This is a genomic window from Pseudomonas neuropathica, from assembly GCF_051174785.1.
Taxonomy (GTDB): Bacteria; Pseudomonadota; Gammaproteobacteria; order Pseudomonadales; family Pseudomonadaceae; genus Aquipseudomonas; species Aquipseudomonas neuropathica_A.
On record NZ_CP195111.1, the window covers coordinates 4,412,720 to 4,433,431 of the forward strand.

Here is a 20,712-nt window from a genome sequence, read left to right on the forward strand (position 1 = left end):
AAAGCCCGCCGATGAGTGATCATCGGCGGGCTTTTTTATTCGGGCTCGGTCAATTGTAGGAGTGAGTGTTTGGCTGGGTATTCGCGGTGCATCTGTTCCAGCAGCGCATCCTTGTCCAGCCACAGCTGATTGATCCAGCCCTGAAACTGCAATCGATACTCGCCGTCCTGATCGTAATTCTTGCCAATGAACTGCTGAGGAATCTTCAGCTCTTCAAAGTGCACCACCACGTCGTGCACATTGCCGCAGAGCAAATCCCAGAACCCCGGACGCCCGGCCGGGTAATGAATCGTCACATTGACGATCGACTCCAGTTGCTCGCCCATCGCATCCAGCACAAAGGCAATCCCGCCAGCCTTGGGCTTGAGCAGATGCTTGAACGGCGACTGCTGCTGCGCGTGTTTGCCTTCGGTAAACCGCGTGCCCTCGACGAAGTTGAAAATCCCCACCGGATTATTGCGAAACTTCGCGCAGGTCTTGCGCGTGGTTTCGAGGTCTTTGCCTTTTTTCTCCGGGTGCTTGGCGAGGTAGGCCTTGGAGTAACGCTTCATGAACGGAAAGCCCAGCGCCCACCAAGCCAGACCGATCACCGGCACCCAGATCAGCTCCTGCTTGAGGAAGAACTTCAGCGGCTGAATGCGGCGGTTGAGCACGTATTGCAGCACCAGAATATCGACCCAGCTCTGGTGGTTGCTGGTGATCAGATACGAGTGCTGGTAGTCGAGGCCTTGCAGGCCGCTGATGTGCCAGCGCGTGCGTCGCACCAGGTTCATCCAGGCCTTGTTGTTGCTGATCCACGCTTCGTGGGTGTGGCTCATCAGCCACAGCGAGGCGCGTCGGGCGAGGTCGAACGGCAGCACTTTGATCAGCGCCACGCAGAACAGAAACGAGCACAGCAGAATCGTGTTGAGCGCCAACAGCAGCGAAGCGATCGCGCCGCGCACGGGTGCAGGTAGAAAATCCAGCATTTACACATCCATAGGTCGGTTGGCGGCTTGAATCGCGGTGAGGGCGATGGTGTAGACGATGTCATCGACCTGCGCGCCGCGCGGCAAGTCATTCACCGGTTTGCGCAGGCCTTGCAGCATCGGCCCGAGGCTGACGCAGTCGGCGCTGCGTTGCACGGCTTTGTGCGTGGTGTTGCCGGTGTTTAGATCCGGGAATACGAACACCGTGGCGCGACCGGCCACCTGACTGTTCGGCGCCAGTTGCCGGGCGACTTCGGCGTTGGCCGCGGCGTCGTATTGCAGCGGGCCGTCGATCAGCAGCGAGTGCTGCTGCTCGTGGGCGAGCAGGGTGGCTTCGCGGACTTTCTCGACTTCCTCACCGGTGGCCGATTCGCCGCTGGAGTAGCTGATCATCGCCACGCGCGGTGTAATGCCGAACGCGGCCGCCGAATCCGCGCTTTGCAAGGCAATCTCGGCCAGTTCGGTGGCGCTAGGATGCGGGTTCATCACGCAGTCGCCGTAGACCAGCACTTCTTCCGGGAACAGCATGAAGAACACCGACGACACCAGCGTGCAGCCCGGCGCCGTTTTGATCAGTTGCAAGGCCGGGCGGATGGTGTTGGCGGTGGTGTTGATCACGCCCGATACCAACCCGTCGACTTCGTCCAGTGCGAGCATCATGGTGCCGATCACCACGGTGTCTTCCAGTTGCTGCTCGGCCATCGGCGCATTAAGGCTTTTGGTTTTGCGCAGGGCGACCATCGGCTCGACGTAGCGCTCGCGGATCAGATCCGGATCAAGAATTTCCAGGCCCGGCGGCAACACAATGCCTTGAGCGCGGGCGACGGCTTCGACGTCTTCCGGTTTGGCCAGCAACACACAACGGGCGATCCCGCGTTCCTGACAGATCGCCGCCGCTTGCACGGTGAACGGCTCGCTGCCTTCGGGCAGGACGATGCGCTTGTTCGCCGCCTGCGCGCGCTGAATCAACTGATAGCGGAATACTGCCGGCGACAGGCGCATTTCCCGAGGCGTGCCGCAGCGCTGGTGCAGCCACTTGGCGTCGAGGTGGCTGGCGACGAAGTCGGTGATGATTTCCGCACGCTCGCGGTCGTCGATCGGGATTTCCTTGTTCAGACCATTGAGCAGGTTGGCGGTGTCGTAGGAGCCGGTGCTCACCGACAACACCGGCAAACCGGCCTGCAATGCGCCACGGCACAAGTCCATGATGCGCGGGTCGGGCAGGGTGTCGCTGGTCAGCAGCAGGCCGGCCAGCGGCACGCCGTTGATCGCCGCGAGGCTGACGGCGAGGATGATGTCGTCGCGATCGCCCGGGGTCACCACCAGCACACCGGGCTTGAGCAGCTCGACGGTGTTGCGCATGGTCCGCGCGCAGATGATGATTTTGGTCATGCGCCGGGTTTCGTAATCACCGGCGTTGAGCACTTGCGCGCCCATCAGATCGGCGACGTCGCGGGTGCGGGGTGCGTTGAGTTCCGGCTGATAGGGAATGCAGCCGAGCAAGCGGAAATCACCGCTGCGCAGCAACGGCGAATGCTCCTTCAGACGCGCGGCGAAGGCGTCCATGCTTTCTTCAGTCTTGACCTTGTTGAGGATCACCCCGAGAACTTTCGGGTCTTTCGGCCCGCCGAACAATTGCGCCTGCAATTCGACTCGGCCGGAGAGTTCGGCGAGCACTTCGTTTTCCGGCGCGGAGACTAGAATGACCTCGGCATCCAGGCTCTTGGCCAAGTGCAGATTGACCCGTGCGGCATAACTGGCGCTGCGGGTCGGCACCATGCCTTCGACGACCAATACGTCTTTGCCGATGGCCGCTTGCTGATAGAGGGTGATGATTTCTTCGAGCAGTTCATCGAGCTGACCATCGCCAAGCATTCGCTCAACGTGGGCAAGGCCCAGTGGTTGCGGCGGTTTCAGACCGTGGGTGCGCGCCACCAGTTCGGTGGAACGCTCAGGGCCGGTGTCGCCCGGATGCGGCTGGGCGATCGGTTTGAAGAAACCGACTTTCAGGCCGGCGCGCTCAAGCGTGCGTACCAGCCCGAGGCTGATGGAGGTCAGACCCACGCCAAAATCGGTGGGTGCGATAAAAAAAGTTTGCATGCGAATTCTCTAAGGGTGCATGGCAATGGCGATCATCTTTTACTGACAATCTGCCGAAATTCAGTCGCCAAGGTTATCGCTAACCGAGCCTTGTGCGCACCAACCGCAGGCAAAGGGTTGGCCTATTTTTTCAATACGTTGCGCCGGGTCCAGCACCCAGGCACGTGATTGCCAGGGCGGCTGGTGACGCAAGTGCTGGGTGTGGCCACAGGAAAGCTCGACCACCCAGTGACCGTCCTCGTCCTGATGGAAGCCTGCGATCGTCGAAACCCGTTTGTCCGGGTTGTGTTCGCTTTCGCGCGATTGCTTCGCTAAACTTGGCCTTTCTATATTCTTATGCAAAAGGTCTCGCCCCATGCTGATCGCCGCCAATAAGGCTGTCTCCATCGACTATACCCTGACCAACGACGCTGGTGAGGTCATCGACAGCTCCGCCGGCGGCGCTCCGCTGGTCTACCTGCAAGGCGCAGGCAACATCATCCCGGGCCTGGAAAAAGCTCTGGAAGGCAAAGCTGTTGGTGACGAGCTGGAAGTTTCCGTTGAGCCTGAAGACGCTTACGGCGAATACGCCGCTGAGCTGGTCAGCACCCTGAGCCGCAGCATGTTCGAAGGCGTTGACGAGCTGGAAGTCGGCATGCAGTTCCACGCTTCGGCGCCGGACGGCCAGATGCAAATCGTCACCATCCGTGACCTCGACGGCGACGACGTGACTGTCGACGGCAACCACCCACTGGCCGGTCAGCGCCTGAACTTCAAAGTGAAGATCGTTGACATCCGTGACGCCAGCCAGGAAGAAATCGCTCATGGCCACGTCCATGGCGAAGGTGGCCATCACCACTGATTTTCTGCGCTAAGCTTCGAGTACTGGAGAGGCGCCTGCGGGCGCCTTTTTAGTCCGCGGCTGTCCTTGGTGACTTCGCCAAGTGGCTGTTTCGAGTAGAACACGGGAATCTTGGAGTTCGTCATGAGTGCTTTTCACGACCTTAAGTTGACAGCCCTGGATGGTCAGGAGCTACCGCTGGCGCCGTTCAAGGGCCAAGTCGTGCTGGTGGTCAACGTCGCCTCCAAGTGCGGCTTGACGCCTCAGTACGCGGCACTGGAAAACCTCCATCAGCAATTCAAAGGCAAAGGCTTCAGCGTGCTGGGCCTGCCGTGCAACCAGTTTGCCGGTCAGGAGCCAGGTTCTGAAAAGGAAATTCAGGAATTCTGCAGCCTCAACTATGGTGTGACGTTCCCGTTGGCGAGCAAGCTCGAAGTCAACGGTCATGATCGTCATCAGCTCTACCGTCTGCTGGCGGGCGAGGGCGCGGAGTTTCCCGGTGACATCACCTGGAATTTCGAGAAGTTTCTGCTCGGCAAGGACGGCCGGGTGCTGGCCCGCTTTTCGCCTCGCACGGCGCCGGATGATCCGACCATTGTGCATGCGATTGAAAAAGCGCTGAGCTGAAACAGCAAAATCAAAAGATCGCAGCCTTCGGCAGCTCCTGCAGGTGATCTCAAATCCCGAGTAGGAGCTGCCGGAGGCTGCGATCTTTTGCTTTGCGTCTTTTAATCCTTGATCACCCAAATCAATAGTGCTGTTCAAAGGGTTCGCGTCTCCATATTATCGCCGTCATAAAGCCTTCTCTGTGGAGCCCTTCGATGCCCGTTCAAGCCTTGTTCAAACCGTTCCACCTCGGTGCCCTCGAACTGCCGACCCGCGTGGTCATGGCACCAATGACCCGCTCGTTCTCCCCGGGCGGCGTACCGAATTCGAAAGTCATCGAGTATTACCGTCGTCGCGCGGCGGCGGGTGTTGGCCTGATCATCACTGAAGGCACCACCGTCGGCCACATTGCCTCCAACGGCTACCCGAACGTGCCGCAATTCTTTGGTGACGCGCCATTGGCCGGCTGGAAGAAAGTCGTCGACGCCGTTCACGCCGAAGGCGGCAAGATCGTTCCGCAACTGTGGCACGTGGGCAGCGTACGCCGCATCGGCACCGAGCCGGACGCCAGCGTGCCGGCTTACGGCCCGTCGGAAAAACTCAAGGACGGTCAGGTCGTGGTACACGGAATGACCAAACAGGATATCCAGGACGTAATTGCAGCTTTCGCCCAAGCGGCCAAAGATGCCAAAAGCATCGGCATGGACGGCGTGGAAATCCACGGCGCCCACGGTTATCTGGTCGACCAGTTTTTCTGGGAAGGCAGCAACCAGCGCACCGACGAATACGGCGGCAGCCTGGCCAACCGTTCGCGTTTCGCCATTGAACTGATTCAAGCGGTACGTGCAGCGGTCGGCGAGGGTTTCCCGATCATCTTCCGTTTCTCGCAATGGAAGCAGCAGGATTACACCGCGCGTCTGGTGCAAACCCCGGAAGCGTTGGGTGAGTTTCTCAAGCCGCTGTCCGACGCTGGCGTGGATATTTTCCACTGCTCGACGCGGCGTTTCTGGGAGCCGGAGTTCGATGGTTCCGAGCTGAACCTGGCAGGCTGGACCCGCAAGCTCACCGGCAAGCCGACCATCACCGTCGGTAGCGTCGGTCTCGATGGCGAGTTCCTGCAGTTCATGGTCAACACCGACAAGGTCGCGCAACCGGCCAGTCTGGAAAACCTGCTGGAGCGTTTGAACAAAGAGGAATTCGATCTGGTGGCGGTGGGCCGCGCGCTGCTGGTCGATCCGGATTGGGCGCAGAAAGTCCGCGAAGGGCGTGAGCAGGATATTCTGCCGTTCAGCCGTGAGGCGTTGATGACGCTGGTTTAAGCGGCGCTTTCACTGGTCCCTTCGCGAGCAGGCGCGCTCCCACCGGTATCTCTGGTGTTCACAAAATGTGTGTTCACCGAAGATCCCCTGTGTGCGAGCCTGCTCGCGAAAGCGGTTCTAAGGTCAGCAAATATTCAAGGCAATGTCTGCGCATTCGGCACCACTTGCTCCCCCACACAAGCCCCGCGCAAATGCTTTTCAAACTGCTCGATAACCGCCGGCCAGCCCTGGCGACTCGCATGCTGCCGCGCATTCAGGCGCACACAACGCAACGTCTCATCCTCCTCCAGCAACCATGCCGCCGCCTCGCAAAACGCCTGTTCATCACTGGGCATCGCCAGCACGCCGTTGTAGCCATGGCGAATATGCTGCGCCGCTGCTGCCTGGTCGTAAGCCACCACACCCAGTCCCGAGGCCAGTGCCTCCAGCACCACATTGCCGAAGGTTTCGGTCAGACTCGGAAATAGAAACAAATCTCCAGACGCATAGTGCGCCGACAACGCTTCACCGCGCTGCGCGCCGCAGAAAATCGCCCCGGGCAAATCCTTTTCCAGCGCCAGCCGCTGCGGCCCGTCGCCGACGACGATCAGTTTCAGATTGCGCTGTGGATAAGTGCCCCGCAGTTTTTCGAAGCAGCGTTTGAGCAAGCCAAGGTTCTTCTCCGGCGCGAGTCGTCCGACATGAATCACGGCAATGTCCTGCTCGGACAGACCCCACTGCTCACGCAATGCGTTCAATCGTTTGCTCGGATGAAACAACTGGCTGTCCACACCCCGCGATAGCAGCGCCAAGCGCTCGAAATGCCGGCGCTCCAGTTCCAGGCGTTGACTGACACTTGGCACCAAGGTTAACGCCGAGCGATTGTGAAACCAGCGCAGATAATGTGTGAGCATCCGCGTCAGCAGACCGAGGCCGTACTGACTGGTGTATTGCTGAAAGTTTGTGTGAAACCCGCTGACCACCGAAATGCCCAAACGCCGCGCCGCACGCAGGGCCGATAACCCGAGCGGGCCTTCCGTGGCGATATACAGCACATCGGGACGCTGACGCTTCCAGCGCCGCAGCAGTTTGTGCATCGACGACTGACCCCATTGCAGCCCCGGATACCCCGGCAGCGGCCAGCCTCGGCACAGCAGAAGCGCATCATCTTCGCTGCGCTGCGGATCGCCGGCCTGACGCGGGCGCACCAGTTCCACTTGGTGGCCGCGCGCGCGCAGCCCATCGCACAAGCGGCCAAGAGTATTGGCCACCCCGTTGATTTCCGGTGGGAAGGTTTCGCTGATCAGGGTGATGTGTAGAGCTGTCGTCATGACCTCAGTGTCGGCTGAGGCCATGTCGTGCTTGTGACGTTCGGATGATGGATTTGTGACGCGCTATGGCTGGGGTGGCTCAGCGCTGAGTCACCAGATTCTCCGCGCCGCGCTCGCGCACCCAGAACAACGTCGCTCCAGCCACTGCTGCCGGCATCATCAGGATGTTCACCACCGGAATCAGCAACACCAGATAAACAATCCCGCCAAAACTCATGCTCTGCCAGCGCTTCTGCCGCAGCCAGGCGAGCATTTCGTTCCAGCCGAGTTTGTGGTTGTCCGCCGGGTAGTCGATGTACTGGATCGCCATCATCCACACGCCGAACAGCAGCCACAGCGGTGCGGCGATGATGTTCACCACCGGGATGAACGAGAGGATGAACAGGCCGATGGCGCGGGGCAGGAAGTAACCGAGTTTGCGCATTTCCCGGGCGAGGGTGCGCGGGACCATGGCGATCAGTTCGCCCCAGCTGAACGCCGGGAAGTCATCAGTGCCGCGCACCACCACTTCGACTTTTTCCGCGAGGAAGCCGTTGAACGGCGCGGCGATCACGTTGGCGAGCATGGTGAAGGTGAAGAACACCATCAACGCCACCAGCACCACAAACAAGGGCCAGAGGATGTAGCTGAGGAAGCTCAGCCACTCCGGCAGCGACGGCATCAGCGTATCGACCCACAGGCTGAACTGGTGGCCGGCCAGATAGATCAATCCGACGAACAGCACCAGGTTGATCGCCAGCGGCAACAACACGAACAGGCGCAAGCCAGGGCTGAGAACCAGTTTCAGGCCTTCGCGCAGGTATTGCGGGCCGGACAGAACGGGGGCGGGCATAAGGTGCTCCGAGCAAGGGAAAACGCGCCGACCTTACCGACTTTGCCTCGGCGGCGAAAGCGCGGTAGAGCGATCGACATTCACTGTAACAAAGACGTCCATCTCGTCAGTGTGTCGGCATAGAGACCACCTATGAGCTGGATTGTTAAACCGTATTTCCTTAATCTTGCCCCCCTCGATACGCTGCACCCAACTTTTTACAGGACTGTCGAGCTCAAGCCTTCCCCAAGGTTTTCCACGGTCCTTTTTTATTCCCGCCGGCAGTCCGGCGATCCGGGCCTGTTTTTCGGCCCGGTCAACAGGAGCAGGTCATGTCTGAAGTCCGTCATTCGCGAGTGATTATTCTCGGTTCCGGCCCTGCCGGTTACAGCGCTGCGGTATACGCGGCCCGCGCCAACCTCAAGCCACTGCTGATCACCGGCATGCAGGCTGGCGGTCAACTGACCACCACCACCGAAGTCGACAACTGGCCGGGCGACGTCCATGGCCTGACCGGTCCTGCACTGATGGAGCGTATGCGCGAGCACGCCGAGCGTTTTGAAACCGAGATCGTTTTCGATCACATCAACGCCGTCGACTTCGCCGCCAAGCCTTACACCCTGACCGGTGACAGCGCGACTTACACCTGCGACGCCCTGATCATCGCCACCGGCGCCAGCGCGCGCTATCTGGGCCTGCCCTCGGAAGAAGCGTTCATGGGCAAAGGCGTTTCGGCCTGCGCGACCTGTGACGGTTTCTTCTATCGCAACAAGCCTGTTGCAGTGGTCGGCGGCGGCAACACTGCCGTTGAAGAAGCGCTGTACCTGGCCAACATCGCCAGCACCGTGACTCTGATCCACCGTCGCGAAACCTTCCGCGCCGAGAAGATCCTGATCGACAAGCTCAACGCTCGCGTCGCTGAAGGCAAGATCATCCTCAAGTTGAACGCCAACCTCGACGAAGTGCTGGGCGACAACATGGGCGTGACCGGTGCGCGTCTGAAGAACAACGACGGCAGCTTCGACGAAATCACCGTCGACGGCGTGTTCATCGCCATCGGCCACACCCCGAACACTTCGCTGTTCGAAGGTCAGTTGACCCTGAAAGACGGTTACCTGGTGGTGCACGGCGGCCGTGAAGGCAACGCGACTGCAACCAGCGTCGAAGGCATCTTCGCTGCCGGTGATGTGGCTGACCACGTTTACCGCCAGGCGATCACCTCGGCCGGCGCTGGCTGCATGGCGGCACTGGACACCGAGCGTTACCTGGACGGTCTGCAGAACGCTTCGTTCTAAGATCGCAGGCATAAAAAAACCGGCTTCGGCCGGTTTTTTTGTGCCCGCAGGTTCAGCCACGCCGCATAACTCTGTGGGAGCGAGCTTGCTCGCGAAAGCGGCTTGTCAGTCGACATTAATGTCGAATGTCAGTCCGTATTCGCGAGCAAGCTCGCTCCCACAGGGGGGGGGGCTGTAGGGATCAGCGGCGGGTCAGGGGTTGGGCGGTGAATTTGACGCCGGCCAGACCGTGCTTGATCAGCGCACGAATATTGCCGTGATCACTGCCCTCAGGCGTCGCTACCACCGAACGATAATGCTCACCAAACGCCAGCAGCGCTTCTTCATCGCTCAGTCCCTCCAGCAGCGCCAGACCCAAGGTCTTGCACGAACCTTCGTTCTGCCCGGCGGCGTTTTCCACGCCACCGTTGTTGAAGGCTTGCGGCTGGTAGTCGTAACCGACGGCGATGAACGCCAGGGTGTCGGCGAAAGCGTGTTCGCCGCTCTTGAGGCTGGCGCGCAGGGTGTTCAGGTCACTCATGGGTTTTTCCTTGGGCGAACGCCGCTTGCTGGTCGGCGTTGGCTTCTTGCTGATATTGGGCTTTCCACTCGGCGTACGGCATGCCGTAAACCACTTCACGGGCGTCGTCGAGGCTGACCTCGATCTGGCGCTCGTCGGCTTCGGCCTTGTACCACTTCGACAGGCAGTTGCGGCAGAACCCGGCAAGGTTCATCAGGTCGATGTTCTGCACATCCTTGCGGCTGTCCAGGTGGGCGACCAGCCGGCGGAAGGCGGCGGCTTCGAGTTCGAGGCGTTGTTGCTCGGTCATGATGGGCTCTGTGCAGTCAATTCGTGGCGCGGATGATAAAAGTCTGACGGCCAATGCGCCAGATACACTCAGCGGCTTGCCGCGAGGGTGATTGACACCGATTCGGCAAAGCGCAGCGCATGCGGCTTGTCGACTTCGACTTCGGCGTACAGCACCGAACCGTTACTCATCACCAGGTCGAGCAATTCCTGAGTCAGCCGTTCGAGCAGCGCAAAGCGGTTGCCCTCGACATGCGCGATGATCGCTTTGGTGATGGTGCGGTAATTCAGCGCGTGGTCGATGTCGTTGTCACGCACCGCTTCCTGCGCGGCATACAGAATGGTCAGGTTGATCAGCACATCCTGTTTGTTGAGGATTTCGTCCTCGTTGATCCCGATAAAGGTGCGCAAGCGCAGATCCTTGACCCGGATGCGCGCCATTCCCGGTTGAAGTTGTGCCATTTATTTGCTCCGTCCAATCAATTGCAGGAACTCCTGACGGGTGTTGCTCGACTCGCGAAAGGCGCCGAGCATGACCGAGGTGTTCATGGTCGAATTCTGTTTTTCGACACCGCGCATCATCATGCACATGTGTCTGGCCTCGATGACGACCGCGACGCCCGCAGCGTCGGTGACTTTTTGCACCGCGTCGGCGATTTGCCGGGTGAGGTTTTCCTGAATCTGCAGGCGCCGGGCGAACATGTCCACCAGGCGTGCGATTTTCGATAAGCCCAACACCTTGCCCGTCGGAATATAAGCCACATGGGCTTTGCCGATGAAGGGCAGCAGGTGATGTTCGCACAAAGAGTACAACTCGATGTCGGCGACGATGATCATCTCGTCACTGTCCGAGGCAAACAGTGCGCCATTGACGATCTCGTCGATGCTCTGCTCATAGCCGTGACAAAGGTACTGCATGGCCATGGCCGCGCGCAGCGGGGTGTCGAGCAATCCTTCACGGTCGGGATCTTCCCCGAGGCCGATGAGGATTTCGCGGTAATTCTCGGGCAGTGAGCGGGTCATGGACTTCCTCGCAGGCGGGCGTTATTTGACGTGCCTTCCGCCGTTGACGGTCAGGGTTGTCCCGGTGACATAAGGATTGTCGAGCAGATAACGCAGGCTCTGATAGATCACTTCGCTGCCCGGTTCGATGCCTAGCGCGGATTTGGCCAGGACCTTGGCGCGGTACGACGCGTTGTCGTCGGCATTGAACAATAGCAGGGCCGGCGCGATGCCGTTGACCTTGATTGCCGGCGCATAGCGGGCGGCGAAGGACAGCGTCAGGTTGTCGAGCCCGGCTTTGGTGGCGCAATAACCGATGTGCTTGCTGCTGCCTTTGCGGGTGACATCGTCGCTGATGTGGATGATGTCGGCGGGCGTCGAGCGTTGCAGCAATTCGCCACAGTGCAGGTTGATCAGGTACGGCGCGAGCATGTGCAGATTGAACATGCGCGTGAAGGCTTCGGCCTCGCTGTCCGGGGTTTCGGCCAGCCACTCGGAAGCATTGTGCACGATGGCGCGCAGGCTCTCGGTATGGGTTTTCAGTGTTTCGATGAAAACAAGAATCCCGGCTTCGCTGGAGAAATCGGCGAACAGGCCGATGGCGCCCAGATCGCGCAGTGTCTTCACGCCGGGGCGTTCGCTGCGGTAGGTGAAGATGACGCGATAGCCTTCTTCGAGCAACCGCTGCGCACAATGCAGACCGACACGCTGGCCGGCACCGGTGATAAGGATCGGGGCTGAGGAATCAGGCATGAACGGCTCGCATCGCGGTGGGAGCAAAAACTATAACAGCGACATGGCTTGCCCACCTATCGTTGGCTTTCCCCCCCATTACTGTGGGAGCGAGCCTGCTCGCGAAAGCGGTGTCTCAGTCGACATCAATGTTGAAGGTCAGTCCGTATTCGCGAGCAGGCTCGCTTCCACACAGAGATCATCGATTCTGTGCAGAAGACGTCACTGGCAACGGCCGCACCGAGGTACTGTTCAACCAGTTCGCCAGCAGCCGGGTCGACAGCGGAATAAAGAAGTAAACCATCAGCGGCGTCAGGCACGCCGTACTGATCAATACGCGCGGCAACAAACTCATGTCAGCGAGCAACGGGCCGAGGACAAAGTTGAACAACAGTGACACCGGAAAAAACGCCAGCCAGATCGCGACGGCCTGCTTCCAGCGCGGTGGACGCTGACCGGCGACGCCGAACCAGCCTTCGATACCGCTGACCCGGTGCTCTTTGGGGTGGGCGAACAGATCGCTGCCACGGCTCAACCACGCGGTGCGTGAAACCGAATGCTCCCACGCATGCAACGTCTGCTCATCGACAAAGCGGAAAATGATCTGGAATTCGTTATCGCCGGGTGGCGGTGCGAGCACGCCAGAACCCAGGTAACCGGGGAAATCTGTGGCCAGTTGTTCGCCTTCGCGCAGCCAGGCGATCAAGTCCTGATAGCGGCCATTAGCGACGCGACGGGCAACCATCAGCGTGACGGGGGAAGTAGACATTATGTATCTCCGTATTTCTATTGCGTCGCTCCGGGTAGGAGTTTCGCCTGACGCAGGACCGGGGTAGAGGCCTGCGTTTTTCAACAAGCAAGGATTATTCCGGTTTTTCACGATTAAACCAGCGACTTTCGTCGCATTTCATCACTTGATCGAGATCGGGGCATAAGCGTTAGAATAGGATCCAATTGAACCGACATGGAAGTTGAACGCCATATGCCTGTCATCACGGACGCAAGCCCCGCTACGCAGGCCTCTGTTGCGCTTGAACGCACCGATCTGTTCCCGATCCGTGAGGTCGCACGCCTGACAGGTGTCAACCCGGTGACCTTGCGCGCCTGGGAGCGACGCTATGGTTTGATTCAGCCGACACGCACCGAAAGTGGGCATCGGCTCTATTCGATGACCGATATCGAGCGCGTGCGCAGCATCGTCGACTGGATTGATCGCGGTGTCGCCGTGAGCAAAGTCGGCAAGATCCTCGCCAAGACCGAACCGATGAAAGTGCTGGCGCACATCATCCCCGATGATCTGGTGCAGGCTGATTATCTGCAGTGGCAGGAGCAGATTCAGCAGGCGGTCAGCGCCTTCGATGATCAGCAACTGGACCGCGTCTATGGTCAGATTTTTTCTTCTTACTCATTGCCGGTGGTGTTTCAGGACATTCTCATGCCGCTGTGGCTGCAATTGTTGCAGCGCCAGGAGGCGTTCGGGCAAACCAGCGAATGGCTGTTCTTCGATGGATTCCTGCGGGCGCGGGTGTTGCAACGGATCGTCATGCTGCGTGGTACCCAACCGCGCCGGGTGATCGTCAGCGCGCTGGCCGGGCAATGTCGAGAGCTGGAGTTGCTGGTGGCGGCGCTGTTTCTCAGCGACAGCAATTCCGGTGTTCGTGTGCTGACGACAGGTCAGCCATTCGATGAGCTGACGTTGGTGTGCGAAAAGATCAAACCTGATGCACTCGTGCTGTTTTCCAATCACGCGCCCAGCGCCGAATTGCCTCGACGTTTGAACCGGTTGGCGTTGAGCCTCGATTGTCAGTTGATGCTGGCGGGTGACGCTTCAGATCTGGTGCAGGACAGCCTGGCCGGATCCTCTGTTGCCTGTCTGGGCAATGAAGGGGCGAACATGCGTCAGCGTATGTTGCAGTTTCTGGCCGGCAATCTGGACACCTGAAACTCAGGTGTGAAGGGCAGGATGCGTCAGACGATGTTGCTGCAGGATGAACTGGCGTAGACGTTCGGTTTCGTCGGTGTCGGTCTGGCTCAGTTCGTAGGCGTAAAAACCACTTTCGGTTTCCCGTTCGAAATTACCGCGCAATGAAATCCGCTCATAACCCGAAGGGCTGAACCACAAGGCGAAATGCTTGGGTGGTTTGGTCTTGTTGCGCACTTCCAGCAACATACCTTTGTGCGAAACCTCGTGGACCCACAATGTGCCCGGCTGCCCTTTGGCGTTTTCCAGAGCTACCGGCTCTTCGAGAGTCAAACGCCATGGCCGCACCATCGGGCCGTCTTCGTAAATACTCGGTACGCCAAGACGCAGATGCAACGCGTGAAACTCGTCTTCGACCAGATGCAACGGGAAGGTCATCTGCTGATTTTCGAAGCTGGCCTGAATGGTCACTTGCTCGTGAGCGGCCAGACGCGTGAGCAAATCACGGATCTGCGAACCGCCGTTAACCAGCAGACTCGACGTTGCATCCCGCACGTTCAGTTGTGGGTTGTGCTGCATGGTCTGGATAAAATCCAGCTCATCCTGAGTGAGGAGGGCGTCGCGCTGCATGGCTAACTCAAAAGATATAGTTACAAAGTTATTGGTGATTGTAGTTAATGACAATTAGTTCGCGATTTTGTTTTGACCGTTTGTCGTTTTCAGCGCAGCCAATTCTGCTTTGAGGGCAGCGACTTCAGCTTCCAGTTGAACAACGCGCTGTTGCGTCTTGACCTGAACGGTGACGTCCTTCTGCACGCCAACGAAATAAGTCTGCCCGTCATCGGCGCTTTTTACTGTGGAAAGCGACAGTTCATTCCAGAACGGCGTGCCGTCCTTGCGATAGTTTCGAAGAATTTCCCGGCACGATCCGCCGTCGCGCAACGTGTCGCGAATCAGTTCCAGACTCTCCTGGTCGCGGTCCCCGGACTGCAGGAAACGGCAGTCCTGATAGAGAATTTCTTCACTGGTGTAGCCGGTCAGACGTTCAAACGCCGGGTTCACATAAATCAGGATGTTGTCCTGCTCCCCTTCTTTTTCGGCGACCACGATGCCGTCGTTCGACGCGTTGATTACCATTTGCAGCAGGCTGGCGTTGATCATCTTTGAATCCTTTCAGAGTTGTCAGTGGCTCGCATTCTAGAAGAACCGTAGGCGCTGTCTACTGGCCATTACCGCCAATTGAGATCCAGTCGCAGCTTTGCGCTGGAGGCTGTTACTATCGCCGCTCTTTTTTTCAGTTTCAGGATCAGATTGATGAAAGTCGCCATCCTCTCCGGTTCGGTCTACGGCACCGCCGAAGAAGTCGCCCGTCACGCCCAGAACCTGTTGAAAGACGCTGGCTTTGAGACCTTCTACAACTCGCGCGCCAGCCTCGCCGACATTCAGGCGTTCGGTCCCGAAGCATTGCTCGCGGTGACCTCGACCACCGGCATGGGCGAATTGCCTGACAACCTGCAACCGCTGTACTCGACGATTCGCGACCAGTTGCCAGCCGCATGGCGCGGTTTGCCGGGTGCCGTGATTGCCTTGGGCGACGCCAGTTATGGCGACACCTTCTGCGGCGGTGGCGAGCAAATGCGTGAACTGTTCGGCGAACTCGGCGTGCACGAAGTGCAAGAGATGCTGCGCATCGACGCCAGCGAAAGCGTTACCCCGGAAACCGACGCCGAGCCTTGGCTGGCGCAGTTGATCGCCACGCTCAAGGGCTGATTCCGCGCTCGCGCAACAACGCCAGCCATGCCTGCGCCGCTTTCGATAGATAGGCACCGCGCCGCCAGATAAACGCGATATCCCAACGCAGATAATCCGGCGCGCGCAAGGTCAGGCGGACCACGCCTGGCCGCACCAGTCCGCGTGCGACCACGCTGGGCAACAGCACCACGCCTTGTCCGGCGGCGACCAGCGCGGCAAGAAAATCAGCCTGACCGCTGCGTCCGCCTTCCTTAGGCGTGAAGCCCAGTTGCTGGCACGCCTGCAGCAAGCGATCGTTGAGCACGAAGCTGCGCTGATAGAGCAGAAAGGGCGTCTCGGCCAATTCCTCCAGACCGATCTCACCCCGCTCGGCCAGTGGATGATCCACCGGCAGCAGGGCGTCGAGTTGCTCATCGCAAAACGGCTGACAGTCGAATTGCGGATCCTTTGGCAACAGACTGCCGCCCAACTCCAGTTCACCGCTCAGCACAGCCTGCTCGATATTGCGGCTACCGCCTTCGAGCAACTGGACGCTGATATTCGGATAGCGCCGCCGGTATTCAGCAAACAATTCGGCGAATAGCGCGTCGCTGCCGAGCAGTGGCAGGCCGAGGCGCAGCTCTCCTCGTGCCATATGACTGAGGTCGTCCAGTTCCGCGAGCAGTTCGTTGCGCAAACGCAGCATGCCCTCGGCCCGTTGCAGCACCACGCTGCCCGCGGCGGTCAGGCGCAATTGTGAACCGAGCCGTTCGAGCAAGGGTGTGCCGAGACTTTGCTCCAGTTGCGCGATCTGTTTGCTGACCGCTGATTGACTGATGTGCAGGTTTTTTGCGGCCTGGGTGAAACCGCCCTGATGCATGACTTCGACAAAACTTCGCAGCTGTTTGAATTCCATTACCTGATTCCATTTTGGAATGGCTTTGAGTCTAACAATTCGCTTCGGCGATGGCGGGACACTTCGTAAAATAAGCCCCTGTCAGGAGCAAAATCATGAACGCCGTCACCCTCAAGCACCTATCTCGTTTATTCGCCGAACTTGCAGTACTGCTCGGTCTCTACCTGCTCGGCTGCCAACTGGCGACCTGGCTGGCGTGGCCAATCCCCGGCGGCGTCATCGGTATGGCGCTGTTGCTGCTGGCATTTGCCTTTGGATTGGTCAAACCGGCAGCCCTGCAATTGGGCGCGGGATTGCTGATGGCCGAGATGTTGTTGTTTTTCATTCCGGCGCTGATGAGTCTGCTCGACTACGGCGCGCTGTTGCGCAATGACGGCTGGCGGATCCTGCTGGTCATCGCTGCCAGCACCTTGATGGTGATGCTGGTGACGGCTTTCACCGTAGAACTGGCCGTGCGCATGAGGCGTTCCCATGAAGCTTGAATGGATGCCGATGTTCTGGCTGGCGTTAACCCTGTTGGCGTATCTGTTCAGTCGCTGGTTGTATCGACGCACCGGACGCTACGTCTTGTCACCACTGATTCTGGTGCCGGCGTTGCTGCTGGCGCTCGCCGTGCCCCTGCACACTGCCTATGCCGAATATTCCAGCAACACCCACTGGCTGATGCTGGTGCTCGGTCCCGTCACCGTGGCTTTTGCCGTGCCGATCTGGCAGCAACGCCGTTTGTTGATGCGGCACTGGTCGGCACTCCTGCTGGGGATGATTGCCGGCAGTGCAGCATCGATTGGTACTTCCTTCGGATTGGCCAGGGCGCTGGCGCTCGACAGTTCGGTGACGATGTCACTGGTGCCACGTTCGATCACCACACCGTTCGCCATGCCGCTGGCGCAAAATCTCGGCGGTGTGCCGGAGTTGACCGCCGTGTTCGTGATGTTCACCGGTGTGTTCGGCGCGATGCTCGGCGGCGTGTTGTTGAAGTGGTTACCGTTGCGCAGTGCCTTGGCCCGCGGTGCGCTGTTCGGGGTCGGCGCGCACGGTGCCGGGGTCAGCCGGGCACATGAAGTGGGCGGCGAAGAAGGCTCTGTCGCCGGGCTGGTGATGGTCTTGACCGGGTTGCTAAATCTGTTCGCCGCGCCTTTGTTGGCGTCGTTGCTTTGACATGGATCCAAGCTGTTTGCGTCGCTGACCCGGTCAGTCATCAAGCTGGCTGCCAATGCAACTACGCGATCCTCTGCGCCTGACTAGACTGCTGACACGTGCAGAACAATAAGAACGCAGAGGTGCATACAGTGAGCGTAGCCCCCGTCCAATCGTCCCTTAATGTCAAAGACCAGGTCAGCGCCGCAGAGTGGCAGGCCCGTGTCGATCTCGCCGCTTGTTATCGTCTGGTCGCGCTGCATGGCTGGGACGATCTGATTTTCACGCATATTTCCGCCAAGGTGCCGGGCACCGAAGATTTCCTGATCAACCCGTTCGGTCTGATGTTCCATGAGATCACCGCGTCGAGCCTGGTGAAAGTCGATCAGGCCGGCAACAAACTCATGGACAGCCCCTACGAGATAAACCCCGCCGGCTACACCATCCACAGCGCCGTGCACGAAGTGCGGCACGATGTGGTTTGCGTGCTGCATACACATACCGCTTCCGGTGTCGCGGTGTCGGCGCAAAAGCAGGGGGTGTTGCCGATCAGTCAGCAGTCGCTGTTCGTTCTCTCAAGTCTGGCTTATCACGCCTATGAAGGCGTGGCGCTGAATCACGAAGAGAAGGCGCGGTTGCAGGCCGATCTGGGCGAGAACAATTTCCTGATGCTGCACAACCACGGTCTGCTGACCTGTGGCGGCACCATCGCCGATACGTTTCTGATGATGTTCACCTTCCAGCGCGCCTGCGACATTCAGGTCATGGCGCAAACCGGCGGCGCGGAACTCATCGCTATCGAACCGCACATTCTGGCGGGCGCCAAAGCGATGATCGCCGGCGTCACCAAAAGTGCTCAAGGCATGGGTGGTGCGCTGGCTTGGCCGGCGCTGCTGCGCAAACTCGATAAACAAGACCCCGGATATAAACTCTAATGCCTCTTGCCGAGATTCCTCTGTGTGTCTGGCGTAAACGCAGCCAGACGTTTGTCTTTCGTGGCCAGCCGATTCGCTACTGGACGGCGGGGCAGGGTGAGCCGCTGTTGCTGATCCACGGTTTTCCGACCGCCAGTTGGGATTGGCACTACCTGTGGCAACCATTGGCCCAGCGTTATCGGGTGGTTGCCTGCGACATGCTCGGCTTTGGTGATTCGGCCAAGCCGATCAATCACACTTACAGTTTGCTTGAGCAGGCCGATCTCCAGCAGGCGTTGCTCGCGCATCTGCAGGTCGAACAACCGGTGCATGTGCTGGCGCATGATTACGGTGACAGCGTTGCGCAGGAATTGCTCGCCCGCCATTACGAAGACAAGATCAACGTGGCCAGTTGCGTGTTTCTCAATGGCGGATTATTTCCGGAAACCCATCGCCCGGTGCTGATGCAGAAACTGCTGCTTAGCCCATTGGGCTGGATGATCGGTCGCGCGTTCACCCGCGATGCTCTGGTGAAAAGCTTCCGGCAGATCTTCGGCGCGCAAACCCGGCCGAGCGAAAGCGAACTGGACGATTTCTGGAGCCTGGTCGACAGTAATCGCGGGCCACGTATCATGCATAAATTGATCGGCTACATTCCCGAGCGTCGGGTGCAGCGTGATCGCTGGGTGACGGCGATGCAGCGCGGTGAGGTGCCGTTGCGGGTGATCGATGGCGAAGTCGATCCGATTTCCGGGGCACACATGGTCGAGCGTTACCGTGAATTGATCGCCGACGCGGACACGGTGCTGTTGCCGGGCATCGGCCACTATCCACAGACCGAAGCGCCGGTACAGGTGCTCAAGCATTACCTGGAGTTTCGTGAGCGTTTTGTGCTGCCACCGCGCAAAGTGGCATGCTCCTGACAGATCAAAAGATCGCAGCCTGCGGCAGCTCCTACATTGGATTTGTGTAGGAGCTGCCGCAGGCTGCGATCTTTTGATCTTTTGTTTCTTTGACGCCCTCATCATCCCCCAACCTTATCGCACACCATTCAGCCTCAGCCGTGTTCGTTGTGACTCAAAGCCCCGTGCCTGACACTCAGGATCAATACTGGCCTGCTGGAGTTGCTGCGATGAATGAGTCTGTGCGTTTCGAAGATAAAGTTGTCATCGTCACCGGAGCCGGTGGTGGCCTCGGACGCGCCCACGCATTGTTGTTTGCCAAACAAGGCGCCAAGGTGCTGGTCAATGATCTCGGCGGCTCGACCCAGGGTGAAGGCGCCAATGCTTCGGCTGCCGACCGCGTCGTCGCAGAAATCCGCGAAGCTGGCGGTATCGCCGAAGCCAATCACGACTCGGTCACCGATGGCGACAAACTGGTGCAGAACGCCCTCGATGCCTTCGGCCGGGTCGATGTCGTTGTCAACAACGCCGGAATCCTGCGCGACAAGACTTTCCACAAAATGGACGACGCCGACTGGGATCTGGTTTACCGCGTCCACGTCGAAGGCGCCTACAAAGTCACCCGCGCCGCATGGCCACACCTGCGCGAGCAAAACTACGGCCGGGTGATCTTCACCGCCTCGACCTCCGGCATCTACGGCAATTTCGGCCAGTCCAACTACGGCATGGCCAAACTTGGCCTTTACGGTCTGACCCGCACCTTGGCCATCGAAGGTCGCAAGAACAACATCCTCGTCAACGCCATCGCGCCTACCGGCGGCACGCGCATGACCGAAGGCTTGATTCCGCCGCAAGTGTTCGAGCAACTCAAACCGGAACTGGTCAGCCCGCTGGTGGTGTATCTGGCCAGTGAACAATGCCAGGAAACGTCGGGGCTGTTCGAGGTCGGTGGCGGCTGGATGGGTAAGGTGCGCTGGGAACGCAGCCTCGGTGCTGGGTTTGATCCACGGGCGGGTTTCTCGCCAGAAGATGTCGCGGCGCACTGGCAGCAGATTTGTGATTTCGAAGGGGCGGCGCATCCGAAGGACAATATTGAGGCGCTGAAGGAAATGATGGCGAATTTGCAGAAGTATTCACTCTGATCCCTACTCATCAATCGACAGGATTCATCTGGGTCCTGTCATCCCTCTGAAAACCTCTTCTGCACAAAATTTATTGCCCATAAAAAAGGCCGCTGCAAACGCAGCGGCCAAGGTAAGACGTTGGATCAAGGAGCTACAAATCAACGTCAGTGAACACCGGGGCGATAAACCGAAGTCTTCGATTTATCTGAAATCTGTCAGCAATGGCCTGAGTTCTCAAAGGCCAGTGCTTCGTGCTTTGCGGCGTGTCCCGTGAAAGCGCGTTCAGAATAAGGTCTTGAACGCGTAGGAAAAATACC

25 protein-coding genes are annotated in these 20,712 nt (G+C 59.1%); 11 read left to right on the plus strand and 14 right to left on the minus strand.

The window, feature by feature from the left end; genetic code table 11:
- Positions 1-35: 35 nt before the first annotated feature.
- The 3 genes from ACRRSD_RS19855 to ACRRSD_RS19865 are packed head-to-tail and all read right to left on the minus strand — an operon-like array spanning position 36 to position 3,455.
- Entirely contained in the window at positions 36-968 is a 933-nt protein-coding gene (locus tag ACRRSD_RS19855; RefSeq protein ID WP_435034860.1) for an acyltransferase, read from the minus strand.
- Positions 969-3,068, minus strand: coding sequence for a phosphate acetyltransferase (gene pta, locus ACRRSD_RS19860; protein WP_008085028.1), 2,100 nt, complete (start codon positions 3,066-3,068; stop codon positions 969-971).
- A gap of 60 nt (positions 3,069-3,128) precedes the next feature.
- Positions 3,129-3,455, minus strand: a complete 327-nt coding sequence (locus tag ACRRSD_RS19865; protein ID WP_093436299.1) for a DUF3565 domain-containing protein — start codon at positions 3,453-3,455, stop codon at positions 3,129-3,131.
- On the opposite strand from ACRRSD_RS19865, the gene ACRRSD_RS19870 reads away from it, so the two are divergent.
- The 3 genes from ACRRSD_RS19870 to ACRRSD_RS19880 all read left to right on the plus strand — a co-directional run bounded on the left by ACRRSD_RS19870 (position 3,424) and on the right by ACRRSD_RS19880 (position 5,813).
- A complete protein-coding gene (locus ACRRSD_RS19870) occupies positions 3,424-3,909 on the plus strand; it encodes an FKBP-type peptidyl-prolyl cis-trans isomerase (protein WP_007912368.1) in 486 nt (161 codons plus the stop codon). The two genes, ACRRSD_RS19865 and ACRRSD_RS19870, sit on opposite strands and share 32 nt — an antisense overlap.
- Before the next feature lie 123 nt (positions 3,910-4,032).
- Positions 4,033-4,515: a glutathione peroxidase gene (locus ACRRSD_RS19875; RefSeq protein ID WP_435034861.1), complete on the plus strand. Its 483-nt coding sequence runs from the start codon at positions 4,033-4,035 to the stop codon at positions 4,513-4,515.
- A 194-nt stretch (positions 4,516-4,709) separates the two neighbouring features.
- Positions 4,710-5,813: an NADH:flavin oxidoreductase gene (locus ACRRSD_RS19880; protein WP_435034863.1), complete on the plus strand. Its 1,104-nt coding sequence runs from the start codon at positions 4,710-4,712 to the stop codon at positions 5,811-5,813.
- A gap of 134 nt (positions 5,814-5,947) precedes the next feature.
- On the opposite strand, the gene ACRRSD_RS19885 is transcribed toward ACRRSD_RS19880, so the two are convergent.
- Together ACRRSD_RS19885 and cysZ are read right to left on the minus strand one after the other, a co-directional pair.
- On the minus strand, positions 5,948-7,147 hold the full coding sequence (locus ACRRSD_RS19885; RefSeq protein ID WP_435034864.1) for a glycosyltransferase family 4 protein: 1,200 nt from the start codon (positions 7,145-7,147) through the stop codon (positions 5,948-5,950).
- A 55-nt stretch (positions 7,148-7,202) separates the two neighbouring features.
- Positions 7,203-7,955: a sulfate transporter CysZ gene (gene cysZ, locus ACRRSD_RS19890; protein ID WP_007912358.1), complete on the minus strand. Its 753-nt coding sequence runs from the start codon at positions 7,953-7,955 to the stop codon at positions 7,203-7,205.
- A 311-nt stretch (positions 7,956-8,266) separates the two neighbouring features.
- Between cysZ and trxB the strand changes: the two genes are divergently transcribed.
- Positions 8,267-9,229 carry a thioredoxin-disulfide reductase gene (gene trxB, locus ACRRSD_RS19895; protein ID WP_007912350.1) on the plus strand — a complete coding sequence of 321 codons (963 nt, stop codon included), beginning with the start codon at positions 8,267-8,269 and terminating at the stop codon, positions 9,227-9,229.
- A gap of 181 nt (positions 9,230-9,410) precedes the next feature.
- Here the strand turns inward: trxB and ACRRSD_RS19900 are convergent, their stop codons facing one another.
- The 6 genes from ACRRSD_RS19900 to ACRRSD_RS19925 form a co-directional block, all read right to left on the minus strand.
- On the minus strand, positions 9,411-9,749 hold the full coding sequence (locus ACRRSD_RS19900) for a HopJ type III effector protein (protein WP_435034866.1): 339 nt from the start codon (positions 9,747-9,749) through the stop codon (positions 9,411-9,413).
- Complete coding sequence (locus tag ACRRSD_RS19905; RefSeq protein ID WP_435034867.1) at positions 9,742-10,038, minus strand: DUF1244 domain-containing protein; 297 nt, start codon at positions 10,036-10,038, stop codon at positions 9,742-9,744. The genes ACRRSD_RS19900 and ACRRSD_RS19905 overlap by 8 nt, the downstream gene beginning before the upstream one ends.
- 68 nt (positions 10,039-10,106) lie before the next feature.
- On the minus strand, positions 10,107-10,478 hold the full coding sequence (gene folX / locus ACRRSD_RS19910; protein WP_339432020.1) for a dihydroneopterin triphosphate 2'-epimerase: 372 nt from the start codon (positions 10,476-10,478) through the stop codon (positions 10,107-10,109).
- Positions 10,479-11,039, minus strand: a complete 561-nt coding sequence (folE, locus tag ACRRSD_RS19915; RefSeq protein ID WP_435034868.1) for a GTP cyclohydrolase I FolE — start codon at positions 11,037-11,039, stop codon at positions 10,479-10,481.
- A 21-nt stretch (positions 11,040-11,060) separates the two neighbouring features.
- Positions 11,061-11,771 (minus strand): dihydromonapterin reductase, encoded by a 711-nt coding sequence (gene folM, locus ACRRSD_RS19920; RefSeq protein WP_435034869.1) that lies wholly within the window; start codon positions 11,769-11,771, stop codon positions 11,061-11,063.
- Positions 11,772-11,949: 178 nt separating this feature from the next.
- Positions 11,950-12,519, minus strand: a complete 570-nt coding sequence (locus ACRRSD_RS19925; protein ID WP_435034871.1) for an antibiotic biosynthesis monooxygenase — start codon at positions 12,517-12,519, stop codon at positions 11,950-11,952.
- Positions 12,520-12,732: 213 nt separating this feature from the next.
- Here ACRRSD_RS19925 and ACRRSD_RS19930 point away from each other — a divergent pair, with 213 nt between their 5' ends.
- Positions 12,733-13,692, plus strand: a complete 960-nt coding sequence (locus ACRRSD_RS19930; protein ID WP_435034872.1) for a MerR family transcriptional regulator — start codon at positions 12,733-12,735, stop codon at positions 13,690-13,692.
- A gap of 3 nt (positions 13,693-13,695) precedes the next feature.
- Here ACRRSD_RS19930 and ACRRSD_RS19935 read toward each other — a convergent pair whose 3' ends face one another.
- Together ACRRSD_RS19935 and ACRRSD_RS19940 are read right to left on the minus strand one after the other, a co-directional pair.
- A complete protein-coding gene (locus ACRRSD_RS19935; RefSeq protein WP_435034874.1) occupies positions 13,696-14,301 on the minus strand; it encodes a hypothetical protein in 606 nt (201 codons plus the stop codon).
- 54 nt (positions 14,302-14,355) lie between these two features.
- A complete protein-coding gene (locus tag ACRRSD_RS19940; RefSeq protein WP_435034876.1) occupies positions 14,356-14,832 on the minus strand; it encodes a PAS domain-containing protein in 477 nt (158 codons plus the stop codon).
- Between the two features lie 153 nt (positions 14,833-14,985).
- Here ACRRSD_RS19940 and ACRRSD_RS19945 point away from each other — a divergent pair, with 153 nt between their 5' ends.
- A complete protein-coding gene (locus ACRRSD_RS19945) occupies positions 14,986-15,441 on the plus strand; it encodes a flavodoxin (protein ID WP_435034877.1) in 456 nt (151 codons plus the stop codon).
- Here the strand turns inward: ACRRSD_RS19945 and ACRRSD_RS19950 are convergent.
- Positions 15,431-16,318, minus strand: a complete 888-nt coding sequence (locus tag ACRRSD_RS19950; RefSeq protein ID WP_435034878.1) for a LysR family transcriptional regulator — start codon at positions 16,316-16,318, stop codon at positions 15,431-15,433. The two genes, ACRRSD_RS19945 and ACRRSD_RS19950, sit on opposite strands and share 11 nt — an antisense overlap.
- Before the next feature lie 95 nt (positions 16,319-16,413).
- Here ACRRSD_RS19950 and ACRRSD_RS19955 point away from each other — a divergent pair, with 95 nt between their 5' ends.
- The 5 genes from ACRRSD_RS19955 to ACRRSD_RS19975 all read left to right on the plus strand — a co-directional run bounded on the left by ACRRSD_RS19955 (position 16,414) and on the right by ACRRSD_RS19975 (position 20,413).
- Positions 16,414-16,800, plus strand: coding sequence for a CidA/LrgA family protein (locus ACRRSD_RS19955; RefSeq protein ID WP_435034879.1), 387 nt, complete (start codon positions 16,414-16,416; stop codon positions 16,798-16,800).
- Positions 16,790-17,476 (plus strand): LrgB family protein, encoded by a 687-nt coding sequence (locus tag ACRRSD_RS19960; protein WP_435034880.1) that lies wholly within the window; start codon positions 16,790-16,792, stop codon positions 17,474-17,476. The genes ACRRSD_RS19955 and ACRRSD_RS19960 overlap by 11 nt, the downstream gene beginning before the upstream one ends.
- A 131-nt stretch (positions 17,477-17,607) precedes the next feature.
- Complete coding sequence (locus tag ACRRSD_RS19965) at positions 17,608-18,390, plus strand: class II aldolase/adducin family protein (RefSeq protein ID WP_435034881.1); 783 nt, start codon at positions 17,608-17,610, stop codon at positions 18,388-18,390.
- Positions 18,390-19,292: an alpha/beta fold hydrolase gene (locus ACRRSD_RS19970; protein ID WP_435034882.1), complete on the plus strand. Its 903-nt coding sequence runs from the start codon at positions 18,390-18,392 to the stop codon at positions 19,290-19,292. Before ACRRSD_RS19965 ends, ACRRSD_RS19970 begins: the two co-directional genes overlap by 1 nt.
- Before the next feature lie 209 nt (positions 19,293-19,501).
- A complete protein-coding gene (locus ACRRSD_RS19975) occupies positions 19,502-20,413 on the plus strand; it encodes an SDR family oxidoreductase (RefSeq protein ID WP_435034883.1) in 912 nt (303 codons plus the stop codon).
- The last annotated feature ends 299 nt before the right edge of the window (positions 20,414-20,712 follow it).

Excerpts from the sequence above, each read along its gene's own strand:
- folX (WP_339432020.1), bottom strand. The coding sequence starts at position 10,478 with ATGGCACAACTTCAACCGGGAATGGCGCGCATCCGGGTCAAGGATCTG.
- ACRRSD_RS19855 (WP_435034860.1), bottom strand. The coding sequence starts at position 968 with ATGCTGGATTTTCTACCTGCACCCGTGCGCGGCGCGATCGCTTCGCTG.
- ACRRSD_RS19970 (WP_435034882.1), top strand. The coding sequence starts at position 18,390 with ATGCCTCTTGCCGAGATTCCTCTGTGTGTCTGGCGTAAACGCAGCCAG.
- ACRRSD_RS19880 (WP_435034863.1), top strand. The coding sequence starts at position 4,710 with ATGCCCGTTCAAGCCTTGTTCAAACCGTTCCACCTCGGTGCCCTCGAA.
- ACRRSD_RS19950 (WP_435034878.1), bottom strand. The coding sequence starts at position 16,318 with ATGGAATTCAAACAGCTGCGAAGTTTTGTCGAAGTCATGCATCAGGGC.
- folM (WP_435034869.1), bottom strand. The coding sequence starts at position 11,771 with ATGCCTGATTCCTCAGCCCCGATCCTTATCACCGGTGCCGGCCAGCGT.
- ACRRSD_RS19875 (WP_435034861.1), top strand. The coding sequence starts at position 4,033 with ATGAGTGCTTTTCACGACCTTAAGTTGACAGCCCTGGATGGTCAGGAG.
- ACRRSD_RS19885 (WP_435034864.1), bottom strand. The coding sequence starts at position 7,147 with ATGGCCTCAGCCGACACTGAGGTCATGACGACAGCTCTACACATCACC.
- ACRRSD_RS19960 (WP_435034880.1), top strand. The coding sequence starts at position 16,790 with ATGAAGCTTGAATGGATGCCGATGTTCTGGCTGGCGTTAACCCTGTTG.
- ACRRSD_RS19870 (WP_007912368.1), top strand. The coding sequence starts at position 3,424 with ATGCTGATCGCCGCCAATAAGGCTGTCTCCATCGACTATACCCTGACC.
- folE (WP_435034868.1), bottom strand. The coding sequence starts at position 11,039 with ATGACCCGCTCACTGCCCGAGAATTACCGCGAAATCCTCATCGGCCTC.
- trxB (WP_007912350.1), top strand. The coding sequence starts at position 8,267 with ATGTCTGAAGTCCGTCATTCGCGAGTGATTATTCTCGGTTCCGGCCCT.
- ACRRSD_RS19900 (WP_435034866.1), bottom strand. The coding sequence starts at position 9,749 with ATGAGTGACCTGAACACCCTGCGCGCCAGCCTCAAGAGCGGCGAACAC.
- pta (WP_008085028.1), bottom strand. The coding sequence starts at position 3,068 with ATGCAAACTTTTTTTATCGCACCCACCGATTTTGGCGTGGGTCTGACC.
- ACRRSD_RS19975 (WP_435034883.1), top strand. The coding sequence starts at position 19,502 with ATGAATGAGTCTGTGCGTTTCGAAGATAAAGTTGTCATCGTCACCGGA.
- ACRRSD_RS19905 (WP_435034867.1), bottom strand. The coding sequence starts at position 10,038 with ATGACCGAGCAACAACGCCTCGAACTCGAAGCCGCCGCCTTCCGCCGG.
- ACRRSD_RS19925 (WP_435034871.1), bottom strand. The coding sequence starts at position 12,519 with ATGTCTACTTCCCCCGTCACGCTGATGGTTGCCCGTCGCGTCGCTAAT.
- ACRRSD_RS19940 (WP_435034876.1), bottom strand. The coding sequence starts at position 14,832 with ATGATCAACGCCAGCCTGCTGCAAATGGTAATCAACGCGTCGAACGAC.
- ACRRSD_RS19955 (WP_435034879.1), top strand. The coding sequence starts at position 16,414 with ATGAACGCCGTCACCCTCAAGCACCTATCTCGTTTATTCGCCGAACTT.
- cysZ (WP_007912358.1), bottom strand. The coding sequence starts at position 7,955 with ATGCCCGCCCCCGTTCTGTCCGGCCCGCAATACCTGCGCGAAGGCCTG.
- ACRRSD_RS19935 (WP_435034874.1), bottom strand. The coding sequence starts at position 14,301 with ATGCAGCGCGACGCCCTCCTCACTCAGGATGAGCTGGATTTTATCCAG.
- ACRRSD_RS19865 (WP_093436299.1), bottom strand. The coding sequence starts at position 3,455 with ATGGAGACAGCCTTATTGGCGGCGATCAGCATGGGGCGAGACCTTTTG.
- ACRRSD_RS19945 (WP_435034877.1), top strand. The coding sequence starts at position 14,986 with ATGAAAGTCGCCATCCTCTCCGGTTCGGTCTACGGCACCGCCGAAGAA.
- ACRRSD_RS19930 (WP_435034872.1), top strand. The coding sequence starts at position 12,733 with ATGCCTGTCATCACGGACGCAAGCCCCGCTACGCAGGCCTCTGTTGCG.